This window comes from Myxococcales bacterium (assembly GCA_016706225.1).
Taxonomy (GTDB): domain Bacteria; phylum Myxococcota_A; class Polyangia; order Polyangiales; family Polyangiaceae; genus JADJKB01.
This window is the reverse complement of sequence record JADJKB010000024.1, coordinates 351,571-374,988: the sequence shown is the minus strand read 5'-3', so window position 1 is coordinate 374,988 and position 23,418 is coordinate 351,571. Positions and strand designations below refer to the sequence as shown.

Here is a 23,418-nt window from a genome sequence, read left to right as displayed (position 1 = left end):
ACTTCCAGGAGGTCCACATGCGAACCATTTCCATACTGACCTTGGTTCTACTGCTCGGCGTGACGGCTTGTGGAAGTGACGACGACCCGGCTTCGAACGGCACCGGCGGCACTGGAGGCGCAACGGGAGGCGCGAGCGGCGCAGGTGGCAGCAGCGGCACGGGCACCGGAGGTGCTACGGGTGGCAGCGCCGGAACCACCAGCGAGACGCTCTCTCATCATGGTGCAACCCAGGTGGGCAGCTTCAGTCCGTGGGTGATGGATCTGAACGACAGGTCCGAAATCGCGGTGCGGTTCACCCCAACGACCTACCCGTCCACGCTGACCAAGGTTCGGCTGTGGGTCTACAACCCCACCGCCGGTGAAGATCTCCCGTTCGACGTGCGTGGCTACGGGGACGACGGAACCCTGCCAACGGACACCATCCTCTTCACGGCGGCGCCGCAACCCGTCGCGAAGGACCAGGTGGACGGCTTCCTGGAGATCGACGTGCCGGACACGGAGATCAAGTCCGGTGCGGTGTGGGTCGCGGTGGAGTGGAAACCACCCCCGCTCGCCTTGGATCAGGGAGCCGGTTCGTTCTACACGACGACGGACGACACGCTCGATCACCCGGACGATCACGTCGGGTGGACGACCAAGTGGACCACCTTCACGGAGGCGAAGCTTCCCGTCGGCGACGTCTTCATCGAGGCAATCGTCGAGCACTGAGCTCGCGCGCGCCTAGAACACCGATCGGCTTGCGCTGCTCGTGTTCTAGGACACTTACGTTGGGGCTGCGCCCCAAACCCCCGGCCTTCGGCCGTGCGCGCTCCGCGCGCGAGCGCCGAACACATTGCAAGTCGCTGAAAACAAACGACGTTCAACCTGTTCGGCGCTCTAGCTCGAGGCTTCGCGACGCGACCGCCGATCGGCGGCATCTTCGCGCTCGGCGTCCACGCTGGCTTCCGCTTCCTCGTCGGCGGCGCCAGTATCGGTTTCGGCGACACGCAGCCTTGGGAGGACGGCGGCTTGCTCGCTCGCGCACTTTCTGAGCGTACCGCCCAGGCCCGCGCGGAGCAGCGCCGCTAGATCCTTGTCCGCGCAGGCTTCGAGGCTCGCCTCCGCTGCCTTGATGTCGGCGCCGCGCTTCGCGATCAAGAACATCGCGGCCAGGCGCTGCTCCTGGCTGCGGGCCGCGTCCCGCGCAATCTCGAGCAGCTCGTCGTTCGTGATCCCTGGACGCCGATAGTCCCCAGTGCGCTCACCCAGCACCTCGAGCGCGTGCCGCCACTCTTCCAGGCTGCGCCCACCACTCTCGAGCCACGCGGCCTTCTGTTCGAGCAGTCCGCTCCCGCCAGCCGCGCCCATCGCCTCGTTCGCGCGCTCGATCAGCCGCTGCGCCCGCTTGAGCTCCTCTTCCCCTTGCGGGGTGGGGTAGAGCGGATCACTGCGTCCCGTGGGCAAGCGCACCCGTGTGCCGTTCTTGCGCTCGATCTCGGCACCCGTTGCGTTCAGGGTCACCGATTCGACCTCGGAGAACGGGATCACCGTTCGCCACGCACCCTCGATCACGATCCCGTCCGTCCCGATCACGGCACGGCGGCTCCGGAGCGCGGCCAGGAGCAGCCACGCCGGGAGTGTGGTGACTGCGATCAGCAAGAGCATGCCCGCCAAGGTGATCAAGCCCGCACCCAGCGCGAGCTGACCAGTGAGGGCCTCCCACATCGCGAAGCTGGCGCCGCTCCAGCCCAAGGCCGCCAGCGGCAGCAGGATCACACCTGCAACTGCCGCCATGAGCTCCCCACCCGGGACGCTCCCGATGCGGCTGTAGATCGGGACGCTCAGCACGCGATCGGCGGCACTCACTCCCAGGGCGGAGAGCACCGCGAGCCGCGCTTTTCGACTGGACACGCGCGCCGACACACTGCGGCCATCGTGCAGCACCAGCACGACGTAGTCCGGCTCCTCGACCCAACCACAATCGACCTCTTTAGCCCCGATGGACTCGGTTCTCTCGCCGGACTGGATGACCAGTGTGTGGCCGTCGAGCACGAGCGTGCCAGGCTCGGACTCGCCTTCGGTGAACTGGCCCGGCTTCGCGGCTTGCAGCAGCCAGGCGACCCCCGCGACCACGGCTGCCAGGGCCGCCGCCCAGCCGAGCAGCGGAATCGTGCCCACGCCTCCCAGACTCAGGAGGTAGGCAGCGACCGCGCCCCACTTCACGTTGCGGGCTCTGCGTCTGATTCGCTCGTGAGCGAACCAACGGACCGCGTCCGACTCGAGCCGAGTGCCGGCCGCTTCCTGCATCGTCGCGATGATCCCGCGAGACCTCGTCGCGGACAAGCTCACAATCCCCGGGCGCGCGGTTCAGACGGCAGAGCGCCAGCGATCAGACGGCGCTGTCGGCTGCCAGGGCGCCGCGCTCTCCAGCTCTCGCGCCAATTCGAGCAACAGGCGATCCTCGCCGCGCGCCGTCGCAAACTGAACTCCGATCGGGAGCCCTTCGGTGCTCTGCCCGAGCGGGAGAGAAATCGCGGGCGCGCCGGCGACGTTCTGGATGCAGGTGAACCCGGCGAACGCCTCGACGCGACCGAACACCAACTCGAAGGGCAGATCGGTAGCGAGATGCCCGATGACGGGCGCGGGCGCGGCGACGGTGGGGCACACGAGCACTGGGTAGTCTTGCAGAACCGCGTCGTACACTTCGCCGAAGCGGCGAAGTCTTCGGATGGCGCCAAACGCCGCCCAGCGGGCCCCGGTGAAAGCCGCGGCCATCGCAGCGGTCCATGGCTCGACGCGGCGGGCGTCGAACCCGCGATGCGTCGCGATTTTGCCAAATCGGACCTGCGCCCACGCCACGTAGGCCCAGTACCTCTGAAAGTCTTCGACCACCGACGCGGCGAACGGAACGTCGATCTCCTCGACGTGGTGCCCAAGGGCCGCGCAGGTGGCCGCCGCCGCCCGAACGGCCGCCTGGACCTCTGGATGCACCGGGAGACCGAGGGGAGCGTTCACGAACACGCCGACCCGAATGCGACGCGCTGGCTTTGCGCGGACCGCGCCGATCGCATCGATCTTCCTCGGCGGCCGCCCGGACTCGACGGCATCGAAGAACGCGATGGTGTCACGCACGCTACGCGTGAGCACTCCGTCGCAGGCGATGTTCACGGGCAACAAGTTGGAGCCCAGCATGTCGGAGCGGAGGCGCGACGGTTTGAAGCCCACGAGCCCGCAGCACGCCGCGGGAATGCGGATGGAGCCCCCGCCGTCACTGGCGCTCGCAATGGGGATCACCCCGGCGGCCACGAGCGCCGCCGAGCCACCGGACGAGCCGCCGGTGATTCGCCGCGGATCCCACGGATTACGGCACGGATCGCGGCCGAGTGGTTCAGTTGTCGCAGTGAGGCCGAACTCGGGCGTCGCGGTCTTGCCAAGACTGACGAGCCCCGCGTCCTCGAAACGACGCACGAACGGGTCCGACTTCTTGGACACATAGTCGCCGATGGCCTGGGAGCCCCAGGTGGTGCGAACGCCCGCGACCTGGAGCAGATCTTTCAATGCGCTCGGGACTCCTGCAAGCGCTCCGCTCCCCAGCGTTTCTGCAGCTTCGAGCGCCCGTTCGAAGGTCGGCGTGACCAGTGCCCCGAGGGGGCTAGCACTCTCTGCTCTCGCGATGGCACCCCGCAGTATTTCGCGCGCGCTGACCTCGCCGCTGCGGATGCGCGCCGCCGTCTCCACGGCGTCCCAGTTGGCGGGTTCGGAGCCTGCTCGTGACATCGCTTCACTCCCGAGCGGGAACGTCGAAGACCCGGCTCCACCAGCCGAAATCCGGCGGCTCGTAGCGGAGCAGGACGATCTTGCGCCCCTGATCGGTGTCGACGAGCGCGGCTTGGTACGGCTCGGGCTCGGAGCCAATGACCACGCTGCGCGTAGAGATGACCTCGTGGGTCTTCACCTTGCCCGGGTTGAAGCTCACGATCAAAAGCACCTGCGCTACGACCTCCGCCACGGGTGTGGTCTTGGGTAGCTTCAACTGCGGAGAGACGCCGTTCGTCCACAGCGGTTGTGCGGCGAGCCGGCGCACGAGTCGATCAATCGCGTCGGCACCGGCCTCCTCGCCAGCGGGGGCCACCGAAGCGGACGGCTTCGGCGCGTCGACGGGGGCCGACGCGGTCGGCTCGAGCGGGGCTGTGCTCGGTTGCGTGCTCGGGGTTCGACTGTTGCACGCGACCAGCAACAAACCCATGGCCCAGGGTTTCATCCACACCAGCATTGTCACGGCAAGTGCGGGGAGGAAAGCCTCGCCCGTTTCGTCACTCGGCGGGCAAGGAGCACCCGCGAGGTACGTCCTGGGCGCGACCCTCGCCGGTGAGCACGCGCAGCCGGCGTTTGTGGCGAATGGGCTCGGGCGCGAGCCCGTCGCGGCGGCGGCGCGCGGTCTCGTGCACCTCGAACGCAAAACCGTCGAGCACCGCGGGGTCCACCGGATCGCCGTTCAGGGCGAGCGTGAGCGACGGTAGGCCCTCGCGCTCCGCCACGTGGAAGAACTGTGCCTCCGAGATCTTGTTCGGCATGCACTCGAGCGGCCCGACACTCACGACCCCATCGATGAGGCCTTCGTGCCACTCGTGCACGGGTCCGCCGACGGTCAGCACGGCCTCGCCGGCAAGGTCGTCGCGCACGTAGGGTTTCGCGGCGTTGATGGTCTGACGCACGTCGATGCGCGCTGGCCAACCGAGGATTTCGCCGGCCACGGAGTAAGTGTGTTCGAGGATGCGCTGCTGCACCATCGACGACAGCTTGGCCGCCACGCCGGACTTGGTGCCGTGCAGCGTGTGAATGTAGTCCGTGTACTCGAGCCACTCCGAGAAAGGCGCGAAGCGCGCGCGAACGCCGCGTTGCTCCAGCTTCTCGATCACGAAGTCGTTGGAGAAGGGGTCGCAGCGCACGTAGATCTCGCCCACGACGAGCACCGTCGGCATCTCGCGCTCCGTCCGCACACCCGCGAGCTCGGCGGCGGCGCGCCGGAGAATGTCGGTGCAGCCGAAGAGGCGTCCCGACGCCACCTGAAAGAGCGCTCGCGGCACACTCAGATCCTCGCCGCCAGCCTGCTCCAGCCGGTCCAAGAGCTCACGCTGGTAACGCCGAAAGATCGCGTCGGCCAGACCGCGTTCGGCCTCGCGCGGCCGCACGTCGAGGAGCGCGGCTTCCAGCATGTCGTGCGCCGCAAAACCGACCATCACCAGCGCGGAGAATCCCGCAGCCACGCCGGCAAAGTAGTCCTTGTCGGCCGGCGACCAGATCCGCACTCGATCGGCGGAGCCGAGCCGCTCGAGCACCAGGCGATGCAGCATGTTGTACACGCCAAAGCGACAGGGCCCCTCCGCAGTCGGCATGAAAAACGCGAAGCGCTGCTCCGGATTCGGCTCACGCTCCACACGCTGGAGCAGGCTGCCCAGCGTGATCGTCATCGGCACACACTCTTTGCCCGAGGTCTGGCGGCGTCCGAGGCGGAGCGCCTCCCGATCGGGCCGCGGCAAGACCTCCGCCTCGACGCCGACCCCCCGCAGACACGCAACCATTGCCTCCGAGCCTTCGCCCATGCGGGGCACCAGGAGGCGCTCACCGGAGGCGCGAATGTCCGCGAGTGTGTGACTTTGCCGCGCAACTCGGGTCAGGTCATTCTCGACCTCGTATGTCGGTTCGCGCGCGAGGTCCTCGCGCACGCAGTGCAAGAACGCCTCGATGCGTGTCTTGGTGCCGGCGTCCCCGGAGTGGCCGTCGGTCTCGATCACCGCAAACGGCCTGCCCGCCATGGCGTAGGCGAAGAAGTGCAGATTGAAGCTGTCGGGACCACACGAGTAGTTGCTGCACCAGATGGCATACAACCCCGGCGTGCGGCGGATCTGGTGGGCGGCGCGCAAGTTGCGCTGTCCGTGACCCCAGTACACTCCGTTGAAGGTCGGCACGTCCGCAGCGACCTCGTAGCAGTCGATGGGGATGGCAATCGCGCCTTGCTCGCGCATGAGCGGGGGCACGTTGGAGTTCAGCACCGAGTTGTAGATGGTGTACGGCCTCCCGAGCACGACCACGGGCAAGACGTCGTTCTCCCGGCAGAACCGCAGCGCTTGGCGTCCGAGCTCGAGACACTCGCGTTCGAAGCTCGCCTGCTCGCGTTTTGCGCGCTGGTACGCCCGCAGCCAAGTCAGACCGCCAACCCCCAGGGACTCCGCGACCCTCTGGCAACTGCGCAGGAATTCCTTGGATTCGTAGCCTTCCGGACCAAAATCCACGACTGGCGAGAGCAGGCGCGCACCACGCTTTTCCCCGAGGTCGAGGCGCAGCACGTCAGGGCTGGCCTGCACCACGGGACACGCAACGGCGTGTGGCTCTTGGGCAACGTGCTGCATCTCTCGCAGCATGGGCGCGAAGATGAAGCTCACTTCGCGGTCGGCCATCGCGCTGACGATGCCGTGATAGAGCTGCATCGGCGCGCACCAGGGTACATTGGCTTCCTCGATGCCGCGCTTGAGGGTCTTCGAACCGGCGCTCCGCTCGTACACGACGTCGAAACCGAGCTCGAACAAGAACGTCGAGAAGAACGGGAACAGGCCCTTGAGCTGGAACTCGTCGGTGACCGCGATCTTGGTCCCGCCCCGGTCGACGCTCACCCGTTCGACGATGCGAGCAATCAGCGCCTCGCGATCGCGGAAGGGATCCGGCGCGAGATCCGGCAGCTTCTTCTTGCCGGTGCCCCGATCCCAGAGTGAGCAGCTCCCGCCCCAGGTGAAGCGGCCGGGTTTTTCCTCGACGACCGTCCCCACGCGATCGATGCGGCACTTGTTGCCTGGCTCGCCGCAGCCCTTCTTGCTCTGACAGACGAAGGTGTCACGACGAACGACCTTGGCGGAGAGCAGGCGCTCGGGGTCGACGCCGCCGGCCACCTCCGCTCCAACCGCCTTCCGGGTGAGCAACGCAATGCCGAGCGCCCCGACGGTGCCAGGGTTCGGCGGTACGATGACTCGACTGCCAGTCTCACGAGCGACGGCCGCGGCCAGGGCGTTCGACGCGAAGGGCATGCCCTGACAAAAGACCACCTGCCCCACCGAGCGCGCGCCCTTCACGCGGTTCAGGTAGTTCTGGATCACCGAGGCGTAGATGCCGGCGACGACGGAACTGGTGTCCACGCCTGCGGCCACGGCCTCATCGATGATCTCGGCCATGAACACCGAGCAGTGCTGCCCGAGCGAGACGCCACCCTCGGCGCGCAGCGCTTCTTCACCGAGCTGAACCACACTGTCGATGCCGCCGATCTTCCTGCCTTGCTCCTCGATGAAGGAGCCGGTGCCGGCGCTACACGCCTCGTTCATCGCCGCGTCGACCACGCGACCCTCCGAGAGGCGAATGTACTTGGCGTCTTGCCCACCAATTTCGAAGATGGTGTCGACACTGCCGTCGTAGTGGAGAGCGCCCTCGGCGTGGGCCGCGATCTCGTTCAACACGTAGACGCGTGAGGCGCCATAGCAGCTCGAGAGCAGCGAGCCGACGATCTCGCGCCCGCTGCCGGTTGCGCCGAATGCCACGAGGTCCTGCTCACGGACCGGGGACTCGCTGAGCATTCGCATCAGCGCCTGGGCGGCCCCAACGGGATCCCCGTTGGTGTTGATGTAGCCCTCCCACAAGATCTCCTTCGAGCCTCGGTCCAGCGCGACGACCTTCGACCCCGTCGACCCGATGTCGAAGCCGGCGATGACCTCTCGCTTTCCCTCGATGAGGGTCGGGAGCGGCGGCCGCTCCATGCGTGTGATGCGCGAGAGCTGACTCCCCAGCGCGGGCACACGATCGAGGTGAGCGTGCAAGGTGGGTGCGAGCAGTCGATCGAAGGTCGGGAGCCGCGCGGGGCGCTCCGCCGACACGAGCGCGGCGCCGAGGGCATCGACATACACGGCGTCGTCCCCGGTCGTTGGCAAGAGATGCATGGCGTTCCGCTCGAGAAACCGGCTGAAATGCTCCTGAACTCGCCGCGACCGGGACACCCCACCGATCAAGAGCACGGGTTTGGGAGACACCGCCGGCTTGAGCAGCACCTGCACGTTCTCACACACGGCGTCGTAGAGGCCGGCGACGATGCGCTCACGACCTTCGCCCTTGTTGGCGAGGTGGGTCATGTCGGTCTTGAGGATCACCGGACAGCGACCGGACAGGAGCGCTGGTTCCTTCACACCCTCCGCCATCTCACTCGCGGCCTCGATGTCGAGGCCAAAACGCTCGACGAGCTGCCGCAGGAAATTCCCCGTGCCCTGGGAGCAGCGCGAGTTCTCCCGGAACACCTCGACGCCACTCGGTCGCAGCTCGAGCACCGAGAAGCCGTGCGCTCCGATGCTCACCACTGTCGCCTCGGCGGCACCGGTCAAGAAGCGCGCGCCCGCGGCCTGCGCCTGTTTGGTCGGCACGGCGGGCAGCGCGAGGATCCGGCTCGCGCGCCCCACGACGCTCGCCCCCGTTAGATCGTCCCAGCCGAAGTCGGCGAGCGCCGCGAGCACTGCCCGCCCGGGCTCCTTGTGATGCTCGACACTGCGACGTCGCGTCCAGACGAGCGCGTCGTCTTCACGAACGAGCTCCACGACTTTCACCGTCTCGGCGCCCACGTCGATACCGACGAAGCGCGCACCGCCCAGTCTGCGCTCTGCCATGGCGAGCCAGCGTAGCGCCATCTACTGACACTGACGTCAGTGGGAGTCGGGATCCCGCGGTGTGTCATGACCGATGTCATTTCGAGCGCTGTGACTGCGGCGTTTGTGCCTCGCTAGTCAGCCGCAGTCTCACGCCTTTCGGCAGCCGCGCGCTCAAATCTAGAACGTCGATGTCAGGGCTTGGTGAAGCGCTGCACCCGCGGCTGACCACTCGCGCTGACGGGCCCGGGGTGGCGGAGACGCCCCCCCCCGAGGCGAGACCAACCCACCCTGCCGCCGGTTCGCTTCGAGCATTTCGCGACAAGAGCGGTCCGCCTTCCCTTCCCGACGAGTCTGCCTTACGCGAGCTGAGTTCGGGTCCAGCCCGAGCGGGGAGAAGAACATGTCGAACAACAGCTTCACGCGTCCCGGTTACCCCACTGTCACCACGGGGCTGAACGTCAAGGATCCGGAGGCCTACATCGATTGGGCCAGGCTCACGCTCGGCGCGGAGCCGGGCATGCGGTTCGAGGGCCCGGACGGTAAGGTGGTGCACGCGGAGATCTGCATCGGCGACACGCGCGTCGCGGTCGACCGAGCCGCGCGGGATCCCGAGACGACGAACGCTCTCTTCCACGTCTACGTGCCGGACGTGAATGCGGCCTACGAGCGCGCCACGGCCGCCGGCGCGAAATCGAAGATGCCACCGACCGACATGTTCTTCGGCGAGCGCGTTGGGATCGTCGCGGACGCGAACGACAACTCCTGGGCATTCGCGACGTTCTTGGAGGCCCTCTCACCAGAGGTCATCCAGCAGCGCGGCGCTGAGTTCTTCGCCAAACAGCAGAAACGCTGAGCTCGACCAGGTCGCGGAGCCCGAGCATGGCTGAGTGGACGTCGGCGACGTGGACGAAGGGCGCCGGCGGGGTCACGCAGTCCGTGTCGGCGGACGGCGGAGGAGTGGTGTGTCGCGAGACGGCCGCTCATGATCCGGGCGCCGGCAGCGAGAGCCGTTGCTCGGTGATTGCGTGGCTCGAACGCGACCCCGACGGCTCCAGCTGCCGTTCGCTCATTCTCTCGACTTTCGGCGGCGAGGTGGTGACACACATCGACGTCGTCCAGCTGATTGCCGTGACGGCGCACGCGCCGTTTTCGCAGCAGACACTGGACGCCCTCGTCGCCGCGCTCGATGATCGCAGGTACGCCACTGAGCATCGGGAGCTCGTGGATCCATACTCCGACGCGGCGGAGGGGCTCGAGCGTCGATACGTCTCGGACTTGGCGGCCGCGGCGCTCGCTCTGCACGGCGCCACCGCCACGCTTCCGATGTGCTTCGCAGCGCGGAGCGTGGGCAGCGTTACCCTGGATCGTTTCCTCGACGAGGTCGGCGTCAGCGCCCTGGCCGCGCTCCCCGTCGCGACTCTCGAGGCCGCCACCGAGGCGCTCACAACGGCGTTTCCGGAGCCAGCCTCCGCCCCGCGCGGACTCGCTGCCCTGCGCTGGCTCGTTGCACGACGCGGCGCCGCGCTCGACGACGAGATGTTGCTCGAGCACCCCTCGCCCAGCGAGCGGGCGCGCGCGTGCGAACGGATCGCAGCAGCAATGGGGACACCCGCCCGCGCGTTGCTCCTCCGGTTCGCCGTGCAGGAGGAACATGCGGCGCCGGCGTGCGCCGCCGTGTCCGCTGCGATGCGTCTGATCGCGCCCGACAGCGTGCTCGGGGACGCCGAGAGCGCTGACCTGGTCCGTCTGCTCGATGACAGCAACATCGCGGCAGCCTGGACTGACCTCTGCCACGCCCTGCGCAGCATGCAGGCGCAGGTTCGGGCGGCGGCTCCGGCACTGGCGCGGCACGCGGTGCGACCCTGTCGGGACATCCACGACGCCGAGACCCGCGACCGCGGTTTCGCCGCGGCGCGGGCGCTGGCAAGGATCACTCCGTTACCCGACGAGGCGCGGGCGATCCTGGACGCAGCAACGAGCGACGGCGATGCAACGGTTCCCTACCGAGTGAAAGCCGCGCGCGGAGCCTGACTCCGCGTCACCAAGCTCAGGGCAGTGCGCAGTTGTACGAGAGCCCGCCGCCCACGTCGTCGCAGAAACACGCTCCATAACCAGGCATCGGCGAGGGCAGACAACCACAAGCGGGCACGCCCGCGCACGCCGACGGCAGCGGATGACAACCCTCCTTGCCGGGGTCGGTCACGTCCTGACATTCTCCCGTGCCGAAGGGTTTGACCCCCTGCGCACCCGCCGCAATGTTCACGCAGTAGTGCGTGGTGCCATCGCACCCGCAGCCGCGACAATCGAACATGCCGGCGTCTTGGACGAAGGGACCGCCATCACTCGCGTCGCTCCCTGCGTCCACACCGCCCCCGCCCGTGCCACCGAGCGTGGAGCCCGCGGCTCCGCCAGCAGCAGTGCCCGCAGCGCCGCCGGTGCTTGCGCCGCCGCTCGAACTCCCCCCGGTGCTGGCGCCGCCGCTGCTCGAGCCGCCGGTACCGTCGCTACTGGAGGAGGAGCCGCAGGAGGCCAGCACGCCCAACGTGAGCAGCATGGTCAGCGATACCCTTCGATCCATCAGCGGAGAGTATCACAGGCCCATTGTCGTCGAGCGCAGCGGGGTCGGGCGCGAGGACAAGACTGCCGCTGATGAGCCCCGCAATTTCTTCGAGGAACCTTCTCGCCTCGCAGTGGTCAGACGGCAGTGACTCGCACTCCCTTGCTTTCAGTCCTGACAAAATCCTGCTTCGTCCTGGCGCTCGGGGCGAGCTGCGCGCCCACGGCGTCGGTGCCGCAAAAGCCACTGAACACGCCCTCGCCGGCAACGGCACCCCTGCTCCTGGCCGTATCGCCCACGGCATCCGCCAAGGCCCCGGCGCCGCGTCCGCCCCCGCAAAAGGTCACCGCCGCCATGCCGGGAGAGCCGGCCGCCGCAGCGTTGAGCGAGGCGCGTCTGGCCACTGCGACCTGCGAAGACATGGACCGCCTCGAGCAGACGCTGGCTGCAGCGCGGATCAAAGAAATGAAGGCACAGCTCCGAGCCTCGCTCGCAGACTGGGCCCGCTCCCAACCCGGATGCTGGGAGCAGTATCGCTGGCAAGCCCGCGAAGCCAGGGACGCCATGGGCAGGATGTGGGGCTCCGGCATCGGCTCGTCCTTCGGTTATGGCGGGCTCGGCCTGAGCGGTGTTGGTCAGGGCGGCGGCGGCATCGGTTCGGGCAGTGTCTCGGGTCGGGGTGTGGCAAGAGCAGCCAGCGCTTCCGGCACCAACAACCAGGTCAAGGGCGTGGATGAGGCCGACATCGTCAAGACCGACGGCCGTTTCGTCTACCTTGCCCTGAACGGAGCGCTGCGCATCGTCGAAGCGCTGAAACCCCACGTTGTATCGACGACGCCGCTCGGCGGAAAGGCCCGGGAGCTGTTCGTGTTGGGCGACCGCGCCGTGGTCTACACGTCGGATCGCGGAAGCGCGAAGCGCTGCACCTACGGTTACGACTGCCAGTTCGCCGGGGATGGCAGCTCGACCCGCGTCCTCGTGTTCGACGTCTCGGATCGCGCTCACCCCGTCAAGAAGCGCGAGCTCCAGCTGTCCGGTTCGCTGGTTGCAGCCCGGCGCATCGGCGACGCGGTGCACACGGTCGTGGCCGACGGCGACAGTCCCGCACCCATGTATCAGACGTGGCCGGACGAGCTCGAGACGTGCGGAACCCCGGAGTCGGTCGTGCGCGCGAAGTTCGCTCGCCTCGAGCGGGACAACGAAAAGAAGATCCGAGCCCTGCGCGCCACGCTGCCGACCATCCGCGAGCAAGGGACCACGCAGTCGCTGTGCGGCGGCCTCCTGCGTACCGCGTTCGGCGACGGGCGGTCGTTCACGACGCTGGTCTCGTTCAACTTGAAGGACGACCAGACTCGACCGACGACCGCCACCCTTCAGAGCCGCCCCGGCGCGGTGTTCGCGTCGGCGGACGCGCTGTATCTGTCGGTGATTCAGCGGCGGCACGGGCGCAACGGCAGCTGGTACTCGTTCTATCCGCAGGTGGACGAGGTCAGCGAAATACACAAGTTCCGCATCGGCGCGAGCCCGACCGAGACCCGCTACGTCGGCAGCGGAGTGGTTCCAGGCCACGTGCTGAACCAGTTCTCGATGGACGAGTGGTACGGCTACCTGCGCATCGCAACGACGCGGGGCAAGGTCCCGGACCCGAAGGTCGAGAGCGCGGTGTCGGTGCTGGCGGAGGGGGAAGGCGGCAACCTGGTGCGGGTCGGCGCCGTTGCGAAGATCGCGCCCGGCGAGGACATCCGCGCGGTGCGCTTCGACGACGACCGTGGCTATGTCGTGACGTTCAAGAAGACCGATCCGCTGTTCGTGCTCGACCTCTACGATCCCGCGCGGCCGAAGGTCCTGGGTGAGCTGAAGATCCCCGGATTTTCTACGTACATGCACCGCATTGACCGCGATCACCTGCTCTCCATCGGCTTCGACGCCGACGACCACGGGAGTTTTGCGTTCTTCGACGGCATCATCTTGCAGCTCTTCGATGTGAAGAATCCCGTGGAGCCCAAGCTGCTCCACAAGGAGAAGATCGGGACTCGGGGCTCGAGCTCCGAGGCCGCAACGGATCACCTCGCCTTCAACTACTTCAGCGAGCGCGGGCTCCTGGCGATCCCGATGACGCTGTGTGCGGGGGGCGGCGACGGCCGGAGCGGAGAGCTCGCGTTCAGCGGTCTCATGGTCTACGACGTATCCGTGGAGCGCGGTTTCAAGAAGCTCGGCGCCATCGACCACGGCAAGAAGGGCGTCGACTGCAACACCTGGTGGTCGAACGCGACGTCGGCAGTGAAGCGCAGCGTGTTCCTCGACGAGCTGGTGTACTCCATCGCCACCGATCGCCTGAAGGTGCAGCGCATGAAACACTTCGGCACCGATCTGGCCGACATTGCCATGACGCCGTGAGGGCGTCGGCGGAGTGACAGGGCCGCGCGGTTCGAGTAGGTTCGCCGTGGCAAGTGGGGGGCTGAATCAGGGCGTGGCAACTCATTCCAGTCCCCCGGCGGCCGGTTGAGTCATGCACGCCGAGCCCGTCGCACCTCACCGGCAGCTCGACACCAGGTCGCTGCCACCGGAGTACGTCGATCGAATTCTCGCCCGCGTCGCCGTGACGGGAGCAACGAAGTCGGGGCTCAAGAGCGAACAGCTCGGGTGCATCGCGGTGCTGGGCATCGCGGGGGCCATCGCGGTCATTGCTGGAGTCTCTCGCTTCGCGAACGCCGGCTTCGACTGGCTCGTGGTTGCACTGCCCGCACTGGGCGTACTCTTCCTGCTTGGCGCGGGTGCGATGCTCCAAGCTCGAAAGACGGCTCCCATCCCGGAGTTCACCCTCACGACCCACGCCTACCACCTGGTGTCGCCGGGCGACGGTAGCCTCGAGGCGTTCTGCATGCCCCTGTGCTCGGAGGTGCACTTCACCACCGTGCTCCTCAACGGCCTCTACAACATGACCGAGCTCACGGCCCGATTTGGGATGGCGAAGGTCGTGCTCACGGATGTCTTGCAACCCGACGCGCGGGAGCGACCGTGGGCGGGGTCGGAACGCTTCAGCGCATTTCTGGGAATGATGGAAGCGGCGAGTCGTGACCTGACGAACGGTCGTTGGGCGAAGGTCTCCGGAGCAGACTTGCTGCCCGGGATCCCGCCCGCATCCACTGTTCCGAGCGCGGAAACCCTGCGGCAGCCGCCGGGGTCTCGGACCGGGTGAAGCCGCTCTCCGCTGCATTTCACGGCGCGAGCAGTGCTATCGTGGGCGCATGCTACGGCTTCGACTGGCGGGTCTCTTGTGCGGTGCGCTCGGCGTCACGGGCTGTTTTCCCGAGTACAAGGTGGAGGAGGGCGGCCCGGGCGGCACGAGCGCGCTGATCCCGGCAGCGAACGCGACCTTCGGCTACAACTACAACGGCGTCGACGCCTTCAGCGTCGAGTTCACCCACGACTTTCGCCTCGATCAGTACGAGGTCTCGGTGCGGCGTTATCGCGACTGGGTGGAGTCGGGCCTGCAGATGCCGTGTGACAAGTGCAGTCTGGATCCAGGCGGCCCCTACGAGCAGCAGATGATCTGGGACTCGGCGTGGAACACGCTGGCGGCAGAACCGCATTACAACCGGACGAACGGAGCACACCCCGACTGCTTCACGCCGGAACCGTTCGGCCTGGAAAAAACCACCTGGGACCTGGGCCAGGCGCACGACTCACAAGACCTGCCGATGACGTGTGTGTCGTGGTTCCAGGCGGCGGCCTTCTGCGCGTGGGACGGCAAGCGCCTGCCGACGGAGGCCGAGTGGGTGTTCGCCGCGAACAACCACGGCACCACGAAGACGGCATTCCCGTGGGGCGATGCGGAACCAAACTGCGAGCAAGCGATCGTCAAGGACTGTGGAACCTTGATCCCACTCCAGGTCGGCGCCGCCTGGAATGGCGTAACGGTGGACGGCGTCGTCGATCTCGTCGGGAACGTGTTCGAGTGGGTGTGGGATCAGCCGTGGGTGGCGCCGTTTCCGAACAAGACCGCCAACTACGCGGGGCCACCTGGAGTGCTCGGCAGCGCTGCGGAAAACGTGAAGCGGGCCCGCCACGGCGGAGCCTTCATCGATCCAAAAGGTGAGTGGCGACTCCGAAACGAAACCACCGAGACCGAGTTCTCGGCGGGCGACTTCTACGGTGACGCCGGCTTCCGCTGTGCAGAGACCGCGAAGTGACTGAGTCGTCAAACGCCGGCAATCATTAATTTTTGTTTCCCGAGCTGCGCCCGGCTCGTTTGCTGTTTCCGTGGGTTCATTCACGGAATGGGGCAGCACACGCGGAACTGAGCTAGGAGGCGTCCACCAGGGTGCTCCCGTGACCGAAATATTGATCCAATACATCCAGACCATCGCCACGCACGCCTCGACCTGGGGCTTCTTCTTGATCCTCCTGTTCATGACGATCGAGAGCTCCTTCATCCCGTTCCCCAGCGAGGTCGTGATGATCCCCGCCGGGTTCTTGGCTGCCCGGGGTGAGCTGTCGTTCGGCTCTCCGATGCTCGACGCGACGGTCGCGGTCGTCGCAGGCATCGGCGGCTCTCTGGCAGGCGCCTACGTGAACTACTTCCTGTTCGCGCGATTGGGCACGCCGTTCCTGGAGAAGTACGGCAAGTACTTCTTCCTGCCGAAGCCAAAGCTGGATCGCGCCGAAGAGATATTTCGACGTTACGGCGCCGGCGCGACGTTCGTGTGTCGCCTGCTGCCGGCGATCCGGCAGTTGATTTCGATCCCGGCGGGCCTCTCGCGCATGAACCTAAAGAGTTTCACGCTCTGGACCGGGCTCGGCGCAGGGATCTGGGTGACCATCCTGACCGGGATCGGCTACTACTTCGGCTCGACCACTGCGGCGATGAGCTACGTCGACCTCGTCCATAATGGCACGGCAATGGTCAAGAAGAACCTGCCCTTCCTGATCCCAGCTTGCCTCATCTTCTTTGGCGCCTACGTGCTGCTCTCGAACCGCATCATGCGCAAGAGCGAAGCCAGCTGAGTGTCGAGCGCGGGGGCTCGAAGGCAGACCCTCTGAGGTAGTCCATGGTCGAGCCAGTCGAGAGAGACCCGACCTGGCTCGGGGGCAAGTGGTTCTGGACCCTGGTCGCCCTCGGGGCGTTTGCCTTCGCGTGTTTTGTCGGCTGGCAATGGCAGCTCCACGGGAACGGCGAACCGGGAGAGTTTCGGGTGCTGTCACTGGAGGCCCCGGAGCGGGTGACCCCAGGCGGCAGCGAGCGCTTCCGGATCCTGGTTCACGATCTCCGAACCGGCCGTCCCATTGCAGGCGAAAGCGTCCAGCTGCTGGCGTTCATCGACCGCGAGGAAGAGCAAGCGCTCGCCGCAGGGGTCACCGACGCGGGCGGTGAGTGGATCGCCGAGGCTCGCCTGCCGGAGAAGAGATGGAGCTCACTCACCTTTGCGGCGTTCCTGCCTCGGGACAGCGAGGCGAGCGGACGCGCTGTCGACGTGTGGGGCAAACGTTCCCCGACCACGGCGCTCAGCACGGACAAGCCGCTGTACCAGCCGGGGCAGACCGTGCACGTGCGCGCGCTGGCGTTCGATCCAGAGGAGCGGCCCTTCGCGGACAAGGAGGTGCTCTTCACAGTGCTCGATCCGAACGGGACCAAGGTCTTCAAGGAGACCCGCAAGACCTCTCCGTTCGGCATTGCTCACGCGGACTTCACGCTCGCGAGCGAGATCTTGCTCGGTGAGTACACGGTCGAAGTGTCGGGCCGGTTCGCTCTGGCGCGACAGAAGATCTTGATCAAGCGCTACGCGCTCCCGAAGGGCAAACTCACGCTGAACGTCCAACACGAGCGCTACCAGCGGGCTGAGATCGTTCACGGCTCGCTCTCGGCGGTGTGGAGTTTTGGCAAGCCCGTGGTCGGTGCCCGAGCGCGGGTGTTTCGCGGGGCAGTCGGGCCGACTGCAGTCGCCGAGGGCAAGACCGACGAGAAGGGCGAGTATCGATTCGAGCTCGCACCACCCCAAAAAACCGGGCCGCTGGTGGGCGTCGTCGAGCTCGAGGGCGGGACCACTCTCGAAGGCAAGGGCGAGCTGCGCGTCGCTGGCTCTTCATTGGAGGTCGAGGCCATCCCGGAGAGCGGCGTCTTGATTCCCGGAGTGGAGAACCAGCTCTTCGTCGTGGTCAGCGACGGGGGCCGACCGGCAAGCGCCGAGGTCAGCGTGGATCCGAAGCTCCCGAGCGCCGCCACCGATGTCGACGGCATCGCCGTCGTCAACGTCATCCCTGGAGCTGGCGAGTCGCTGGTCGTGCGGGCGATCGACCAGAAGGGGCGCACGGGCGTCAGCGAAGCCAGGATCTTCAGAGGAGCGCAGCAGTATCGGATGCGGGGCCGCTACGAGGAAACCATCCCCACGCGGCCACCGTTGTTGCTTCGGGCCGCGAAGCCCACCCTGCCAGCCGGTGGCACGGCTCCGATCCGGGTGTTCGTCCCGGGCGGTAATCCGGGCACGCTGCAGCTGGCGTTGTGGAAGGGGGATCGACTGATCGGCACGGGCCACGCGGCTTCAACCGGTGAGGCGACCGAGGTCGCGCTGAAGATCCCGGCGTCGGCCCGGGGCCTGGTGCGACTGCACGCCCAATCGTTCGGGGAGAAGGGGCTGTTCGAAGGCCAACGCTTCTTCCTGACGGACGCGGCCGGCGAGCTGGTCCTCACCGCCGAGCTGAACAAGAAGCAGTACTCGCCGGGCGAGACCGCCTCCCTCGACGTGTTCGCGCGCGGTCCGGGGGGACCGGCGAAGGTCGCGCTGGGTTTGTCTGCGGTTGACGAGGCGTTCTTCGCGCTCGCGGACGTGCGCCCCGACCTCGAGAAACGCCTGCTCACGCTTGGGCGCGAGTTGGAACCCTATCAGCGCCGCCGCTACGATGAAGACGGACAGCGCATTTCGTACGGACCCTCCGATCGAATCGCGCCTGATCTTCCGGGGGTGCTCGATGGAACCGGCTCGGACAACGTACGCTTTGCAGCTCTGGGGGTTCTGTCCGAGGGTCTGCAGGGGCCAAGCCGCGCGGGCACCTGGTTCGACCGCAGCGTGCTGCCCATGGTCGCAGTAGAGCGAAAGGAACGCTCCGGGGGCATCGGCATCCTCGGGCTGGCGGCGCTCGGGCTGCTAGCAGTCGTGGCATTCATCGGCTTCGGGCTCCGGCGCGTGCAACACACGCCGCCATTCCCTGACGTGAACCTCCACGATCGCATCGAGTTCAGCGTGGGCATGCGTCGCTCGATGACCTACTGGTTCCTGGGCACCGTGCTGCCGCTGGTGTTCGCGATTCTTGCGACGGCGATGACGCAAAACGGCCAGTTTTTCGGCCTGGGTTACGGCAAACAGCTGCTCGTCGCAGGCATCGCGTGGGCCACCACGACAGTCGTGTGTTTTGTGCTCCAGGTCCGCGCGCTCCAGGGGCTCGGCCACACCGACGTCGCGCGCGCGTTGCCCGCCCTCAGACGCGCGTTGTGGCTTGGACCAGCCGGTATGCTGGCGTGTCAGCTCGCCATCGCCGCGGGCACGGCCGGGAGATTCAACTGGGTTCGAGCCGTGATCACCCGCACCGAGACGTTCCTGCTGGTGCCGTGTGTGCTGGTGCTCGCTGCGCAGCTGGCGTTCGGCATGCTCTCGATGCTGCGAAGTGCAGCGACGGAGCTGACCAGCGCACGGCGCCGGCTCTGGCTCTTCCTGAGCCGTGCGAGCTTCGTCGGGTTGCCGCTGACGCTCGTGGCCTTCGGGTTGCTCGTTCACCAGGCGAGGAACAGCAAGCACAAGGTCTATGACTTCGAAGGCTACGAGAGCAGCTACGCCTCGGCGGAGGACTCCGACAACAAGGAAGGCGGGATGGGCACGCGGGCCAAGGGGGAGGAAGGCTCGATGGGGAACAAGCGCTACGCGGTGGCGGGACCGGCAGACAACCCGAGCGGGGCGCCGATCCGCGTGCGCAGCTTCTTCCCGGAGACACTCTTGTGGTTGCCCGAGGTCGTAACGGACCAGAGCGGGCACGCGCGCATCGAGATCCCTCTCGCGGACTCCATCACGACCTACCGCGCGATGTTGTCGGCGGTGTCCGAGCAGGGTGAGCTCGGCAGTCTGTCGCTCCCCCTGGTTGCGTTTCAGGACTTCTTCGTCGACGTGACCACCCCGGCAACATTGACCCAGGGTGACCAGGTGGCCATCCCGGTCACGGTCTTCAACTACCTGGCCGAACCCCAGAAGGTTCGCTTGCAGCTCGAGGCTGAAGGATTCGAGGTGCGCGGCAAACCCGAGCTCGAGCTCGCGCTCGCCCCCAACGAGACACGGGGCGCCAGCTTCAGCGTGCGAGCTGCCTCGGCAGGGACAAAGCTCGTTCGAGTGAAGGCCTCCGGCACCGCGCTGTCCGATGCGGTCGAGCGTAAGATCAGCATCGAACCCGACGGGCTGCCCGTGGTCAGCGTCGTCAACGGTGCGCTCGCGGGCACCACACGAGCAAAGATCGACATTCCGACCGACGCCATCGAGGGCGGCAGCTCGCTGGCGTTGAAACTCTACGGAGGCACGTTCAGCCAGCTGGTCGAGGTGCTTGACGGCGCGCTGCGGCGGCCATCCGGCTGTTTCGAGCAAACCTCGTCGACGACCTATCCGAACGTGCTCGTGCTCGACTTCCTCCGGCGCACGAAGAGCTCCAGCCCCGCCGTCGAACAGAAAGCGACGGGCTACATCGACGACGGGTATCAGCGCCTGCTGTCCTTCGAGGTCTCGGGGGGCGGCTTCGATTGGTTCGGGCGTGGGCCGGCCAACACGGTGCTCACCGCCTACGGGCTCGCCGAGTTCCACGACATGTCGAAGGTTCGCCCGGTGGACGACGAGCTGATGCAACGCACTCGTGCGTTCCTGTACTCCGCGCAGCGCACCGATGGCTCGTGGGAAGCTCCCTCCCACGGCGTCGGCTCGGCGGGTGCGCTCGGAAAACACGATCTGCTCGCCACCGCCTACATTGCCTGGTCGATCGCGCAGACGGGCGATCGGGACGCACGCCTGCTTCGAGCGCTCGACTGGCTAGAGCGCTCGAACGAGGAAGACCCGTACGTGCTCGCTCTTGTCGGCAACGCTCTCTCGTCCGGCGGCAGGAAGGAGGCAGCGGCCTCGCGCATCCGAGCGCTCGCCGGTCAGGTGAAACGCGACGGCGGGCTCGCACACTGGGATTCAGTGGGCCGAGGCATCACCGAGAGCTACGGGGAGAGCCTGAGCATCGAGACCACCGGGCTCGCGGCGCAGTTGTTCGCCAGGGCGGACAGCGAGAAGTCGCTCCACAAGGAGGCGCTCGGCTGGCTCGTCTCCAAGCGCGATGCAAACGGCCTTTGGCTCTCGACCGCCGCGACCATTGCTGCGCTGCGCGCCCTACTCGACGATGCGCGACCTTCCGGTGCCGGACAACAGACGGTCCGTGTGCGCGCCCATGGTCAGCTGGTGAAAGAGGTCAAGCTCAAGCCAGGTACGTTCGACGTGCATCAGCTGGTGTCGCTCTCGGCCAGCGTGCGCCCGGGCGAGAACACCATCGAGCTCGAGGCCTCGAAGGGCGCGGACATCGCGTACCAGCTCGTGGGGACGCACTACTTGCCATGGTCGAGCGCCGCGGCCGCGGCCGCAGCGGCGCCCATCGTGCTCAGGATGGACTACGGCTCGCGCAACGCGGCGCCCGGCAAGACCCTCGACGTGCGTGCCGACGTGCGCTGGAACGCCGAGCGTCCTTCGGGCATGGTGCTGATCGAGGTCGGCGTCCCTCCGGGCTTCGAGGTGATGTCCGAGGACCTGGACCGCCTGGTGAACGAGAAGAAGATCGCGCGGCACGCCGGCGGCGGCCGGCGCGTGCTGCTCTATCTCGACGCGATCCAAAGGAGCACTCCGGTCCAGCTCGGCTTCCGCATGCGGGCGGTCTTTCCGGTCCGCGCGCTCGCGCCGGCGTCCGTCGCGTACGCTTACTACGAGCCCGAAGCCCGCTTCGAGACACGCCCAGTGATGATGACCGTCGGTCCGTGACCGTGTGGCCGCGCCGAGCTCAGCCGACGATCTTGCGGCGAGCGGCGCGCTGGATCGGTGTGCGTGCGTTCGGATCTTTGGCCAGCTGACGCAACTCCGTGGCGCTGACGTGGTCGAGCAACTTCACGGCCGCCCCGACCGGGCACTTCGGATTTCTGATCAGTGCGATGGCGATCTCCGAGCGCTGCGACCACTCGCGTTTGTCGGCGATCTGCTGGAGGATCTGCGGTGAGACGGCACGCGACTTTGCGATGGCGAGCACCTCGTCGACCTGGAGGCCGGGGTTGCGCAAGACGTGACCGTGCAGAGCCGGCACATTCTCACGCATGATCGCCGCCCGTTCGTCGCGACCGCCGCGCAACGCTGCGCCGATCCGCGAGGCGGTCGTCAGCTGTTTTGTGCCGACGGGCTCGGACTCGAGCTCGGCTGCGGTGAGGAAAGCGTGCTCGGCCTCGCGGTCGCGACCGGGCACCGAGCGCGCCGCCTCGACGAAGGCAGCGAGGGCGGGCGTGGCACCGAAGACGACCGCCACACCCACGCCGGGGAAGGCCTGCACGACCTGCGCGTCCAGGATTAGGGTTTCGCCGCTGGGTGCGATCAGCTCCAGGGTGACGGTCGAGAACTGCGAGACCTCGCCGGGCTCCGCGCGTACGACCATGCCGCCCCGCACCAGCTGTGAGTCGTAGTCGAGGCCGAGCTCCTCCGCGCGATGCCAGGTGACGCGAAACCGCACGTGCACAGAGTAGCGCAGCGACTCGGTTCATTTCCAGGACTGCCAGGGCGGGCTGCGCGGGAAGGCGCTCTGCGGGGGCCGAGGCTTGACGGCGCCCTCACGACCGACTTGTGATGCGCGCCCTCGACATGGCTCACTCCCGCATCGTCTGGGTTCGCTCGCTCACTGTCACGCTGGCGCTGGGCGCCGTTTCCCTCGCGGTCGCGTGCGGCGACGACGGCGGTGGTGGTGGCCCGAGCACGAGCGGCGGCACGGGCGGCACGGGCAGCTCGAGCGGCGGCGCGGCCAACGACTCGGGCAGCGGCGGGAACGCCGGGAGTACCGGCGGTACCTCCGACGGCGGCGCGTGTGTGCGCGTGCCGCGCTCGGCAGATGCGCCGCGCAAGGTGGTGATCTCCCACCCCTACGACGCGAATCAGCAGAAGTCGGATCTCTACGAGGTGTTGGCTCTGGATGCGAAGGGCAAGCTAGAAAAGACCGGGAAGACCTTCCAGCTCGGCCGCAGCACCTACGGCGAGATCGTGTTCACGCCGGACGGCGAGCTCGGCTTCGTCGCAACGGAGGAGGGCAAGATCGGCAGCTTCCGCGTCGAACCAAGCGGCGACATCAGTGTGCTAAATCCCGGGTTCGCGGGCGGGTTCTACGCATCGAAGCTGATCGTCGATCCAAACGGCGACCACCTGTATGTGATTGACGACGAGTGGCGCGACATCGGCGGCGGGGTCTACTCCATGAGGATCGGCTGTGATGGAAAGCTCACGGAGGAGAGCCTGGTCGCTCCCGCCAAGCTACCGGCGGGGCTGTGGTTCTCTGCGAAGACGCCGGGGCGCGCGCTGGTTGCGGCAGACGACGTCCTGGACAGCCCGTCGAGCCAGCATCTGCACGTCTTGGATTGGTCCTCGTCGCCCAAGGTCGTCGCGAGCCAGGCGATCTTCGCCGGCGACTCGCCGATCATCTCCAGCCTCGCCGTGACCGCGGACGAGAAGCACGCGCTGCTGGGTGACAACAGCGCCTTCTCGTCGGTGCCGAATCGCGTGGCAGTGGTCGCCATCGACGGGACGACGTTGAGCTTGTTGCAGGAGCTCTCACCGATCGAGGACCCCGCCGACATCGAGACCTCCCCGTTCGACTCGACCGCGCTGGTGTCGAGCGGCTTCGGCGACGCGTTGATCGTGCTCGGCTTCGACGCCTCGAAGCCAAGCGCGCCGTATTCGGCCAAGCCGCTGAGTTATCAGGGCGCGGCGCCGCAGCTCCCCATCGACATGGTGCAAATTCGTCGCGGAGGGCTGACCGGGCACGTGCTGGTCTCGGAGGTCGGCGGTGTGAGGCAGGTGGCCTTTGCGGCGGGCAAGACCCCGGTGGATCTCGGGGTGTTCGCGCTGGGCTCCGGAACCGAGAACGTGCCCGGCGCGCTCGGCGTCCAGCCTTGAGCGAT

The 23,418-nt window shown here is 67.2% G+C and carries 15 protein-coding genes; 9 read left to right on the top strand and 6 right to left on the bottom strand.

Going from position 1 to position 23,418, the window contains the following annotated elements; all coding sequences use genetic code 11:
• Window positions 1–17 precede the first annotated feature (17 nt).
• The gene (locus IPI67_37535) at window positions 18–710 is read left to right on the top strand and encodes a hypothetical protein (GenBank protein ID MBK7585876.1); all 693 of its coding nucleotides are present in this window, start codon (window positions 18–20) and stop codon (window positions 708–710) included.
• Window positions 711–878: 168 nt separating this feature from the next.
• On the opposite strand, the gene IPI67_37530 is transcribed toward IPI67_37535, so the two are convergent.
• From IPI67_37530 to IPI67_37515, 4 genes are read right to left on the bottom strand one after another with little or no spacing between them, the layout of a single operon-like run.
• Window positions 879–2,288 carry a hypothetical protein gene (locus IPI67_37530; GenBank protein ID MBK7585875.1) on the bottom strand — a complete coding sequence of 470 codons (1,410 nt, stop codon included), beginning with the start codon at window positions 2,286–2,288 and terminating at the stop codon, window positions 879–881.
• A 60-nt stretch (window positions 2,289–2,348) separates the two neighbouring features.
• Window positions 2,349–3,758: an amidase gene (locus IPI67_37525; GenBank protein ID MBK7585874.1), complete on the bottom strand. Its 1,410-nt coding sequence runs from the start codon at window positions 3,756–3,758 to the stop codon at window positions 2,349–2,351.
• A 4-nt stretch (window positions 3,759–3,762) separates the two neighbouring features.
• Window positions 3,763–4,254, bottom strand: a complete 492-nt coding sequence (locus IPI67_37520; protein MBK7585873.1) for a hypothetical protein — start codon at window positions 4,252–4,254, stop codon at window positions 3,763–3,765.
• A gap of 40 nt (window positions 4,255–4,294) precedes the next feature.
• Window positions 4,295–8,674, bottom strand: a complete 4,380-nt coding sequence (locus IPI67_37515; protein MBK7585872.1) for a CoA activase — start codon at window positions 8,672–8,674, stop codon at window positions 4,295–4,297.
• 382 nt (window positions 8,675–9,056) lie between these two features.
• Here IPI67_37515 and IPI67_37510 point away from each other — a divergent pair, with 382 nt between their 5' ends.
• Both IPI67_37510 and IPI67_37505 read left to right on the top strand, forming a co-directional pair.
• Complete coding sequence (locus tag IPI67_37510) at window positions 9,057–9,509, top strand: VOC family protein (protein ID MBK7585871.1); 453 nt, start codon at window positions 9,057–9,059, stop codon at window positions 9,507–9,509.
• A 26-nt stretch (window positions 9,510–9,535) separates the two neighbouring features.
• Window positions 9,536–10,687, top strand: a complete 1,152-nt coding sequence (locus IPI67_37505) for a hypothetical protein (GenBank protein ID MBK7585870.1) — start codon at window positions 9,536–9,538, stop codon at window positions 10,685–10,687.
• 16 nt (window positions 10,688–10,703) lie between these two features.
• Here the strand turns inward: IPI67_37505 and IPI67_37500 are convergent, their stop codons facing one another.
• Window positions 10,704–11,234 carry a hypothetical protein gene (locus tag IPI67_37500; protein ID MBK7585869.1) on the bottom strand — a complete coding sequence of 177 codons (531 nt, stop codon included), beginning with the start codon at window positions 11,232–11,234 and terminating at the stop codon, window positions 10,704–10,706.
• A gap of 333 nt (window positions 11,235–11,567) precedes the next feature.
• Here IPI67_37500 and IPI67_37495 point away from each other — a divergent pair, with 333 nt between their 5' ends.
• The 5 genes from IPI67_37495 (at window position 11,568) to IPI67_37475 (ending at window position 21,250) form a co-directional block, all read left to right on the top strand.
• Window positions 11,568–13,610 carry a beta-propeller domain-containing protein gene (locus IPI67_37495; protein ID MBK7585868.1) on the top strand — a complete coding sequence of 681 codons (2,043 nt, stop codon included), beginning with the start codon at window positions 11,568–11,570 and terminating at the stop codon, window positions 13,608–13,610.
• Between the two features lie 112 nt (window positions 13,611–13,722).
• Window positions 13,723–14,412 carry a hypothetical protein gene (locus IPI67_37490; GenBank protein MBK7585867.1) on the top strand — a complete coding sequence of 230 codons (690 nt, stop codon included), beginning with the start codon at window positions 13,723–13,725 and terminating at the stop codon, window positions 14,410–14,412.
• Between the two features lie 49 nt (window positions 14,413–14,461).
• Window positions 14,462–15,406, top strand: a complete 945-nt coding sequence (locus IPI67_37485; GenBank protein ID MBK7585866.1) for an SUMF1/EgtB/PvdO family nonheme iron enzyme — start codon at window positions 14,462–14,464, stop codon at window positions 15,404–15,406.
• Between the two features lie 220 nt (window positions 15,407–15,626).
• Window positions 15,627–16,220, top strand: coding sequence for a DedA family protein (locus tag IPI67_37480; protein ID MBK7585865.1), 594 nt, complete (start codon window positions 15,627–15,629; stop codon window positions 16,218–16,220).
• Window positions 16,221–16,264: 44 nt separating this feature from the next.
• Entirely contained in the window at window positions 16,265–21,250 is a 4,986-nt protein-coding gene (locus tag IPI67_37475) for a hypothetical protein (protein ID MBK7585864.1), read from the top strand.
• Between the two features lie 19 nt (window positions 21,251–21,269).
• Here the strand turns inward: IPI67_37475 and IPI67_37470 are convergent, their stop codons facing one another.
• Entirely contained in the window at window positions 21,270–21,983 is a 714-nt protein-coding gene (locus IPI67_37470; GenBank protein ID MBK7585863.1) for a hypothetical protein, read from the bottom strand.
• A 113-nt stretch (window positions 21,984–22,096) separates the two neighbouring features.
• Here IPI67_37470 and IPI67_37465 point away from each other — a divergent pair, with 113 nt between their 5' ends.
• A complete protein-coding gene (locus tag IPI67_37465) occupies window positions 22,097–23,413 on the top strand; it encodes a hypothetical protein (GenBank protein ID MBK7585862.1) in 1,317 nt (438 codons plus the stop codon).
• The last annotated feature ends 5 nt before the right edge of the window (window positions 23,414–23,418 follow it).